The 514-nt window shown below is 75.9% G+C and carries 1 protein-coding gene; it reads right to left on the reverse strand.

From position 1 onward, the window contains the following. Nucleotides 1-100: 100 nt before the first annotated feature. Nucleotides 101-514, reverse strand: a 414-nt coding sequence (locus tag ACW62_RS32815; RefSeq protein WP_157575155.1) for a bacteriocin fulvocin C-related protein, incomplete at its 5' end; no start/stop codon positions are given.

The raw sequence follows: 514 nt of genomic DNA on the forward strand, positions 1-514 counted from the left end.
CGGACGCCCAGCGTGGACCGGCGACGCCTTCATCCCGGCGTCGGAACGGCGTCGCCGCCGGTCGCCGAGCCGGAGGTTGCGCACCTGACCGGCGGACGCGTCAGTCGGTGAGGCACATGCCTTCGCAGGGCCACGCCCAGAGGTCGCCGCAGCCGAACTCTGACCGGCGGCAGTTCCACATCCCGCGACGGCAGGGGAAGCCGTTGCACCAGACGTAGCGCGTGTTGCAGTCGCAGTCGATGGCCAGGGCGGCCCGGGCGGCCAGCGCCGCGCTGCCGTCGTCCGGCCCGAGCGTGCCCAGCAGGGCGTAGGCGTCCTGCTCGCCGAACGCGGCGATGGCGTCGTCGTGCAGGTCGCGCAGGGCGTCTTCCGGCCGGCCGTCCGGGTCATGGACCGCCGGGTCGGCGGCGAGCGCGACCGCGGTGTCGATCACGGCGCGCTGCGCCGCCGTCAGCCCGGTCCGGGCCGCGCCGAACCGGGTGAGGTGCTCCACCCAGAGCGTGCCGCGCACGGC

It is taken from the genome of Jiangella muralis (assembly GCF_001270745.1).
GTDB classification, from domain to species: domain Bacteria; phylum Actinomycetota; class Actinomycetes; order Jiangellales; family Jiangellaceae; genus Jiangella; species Jiangella muralis.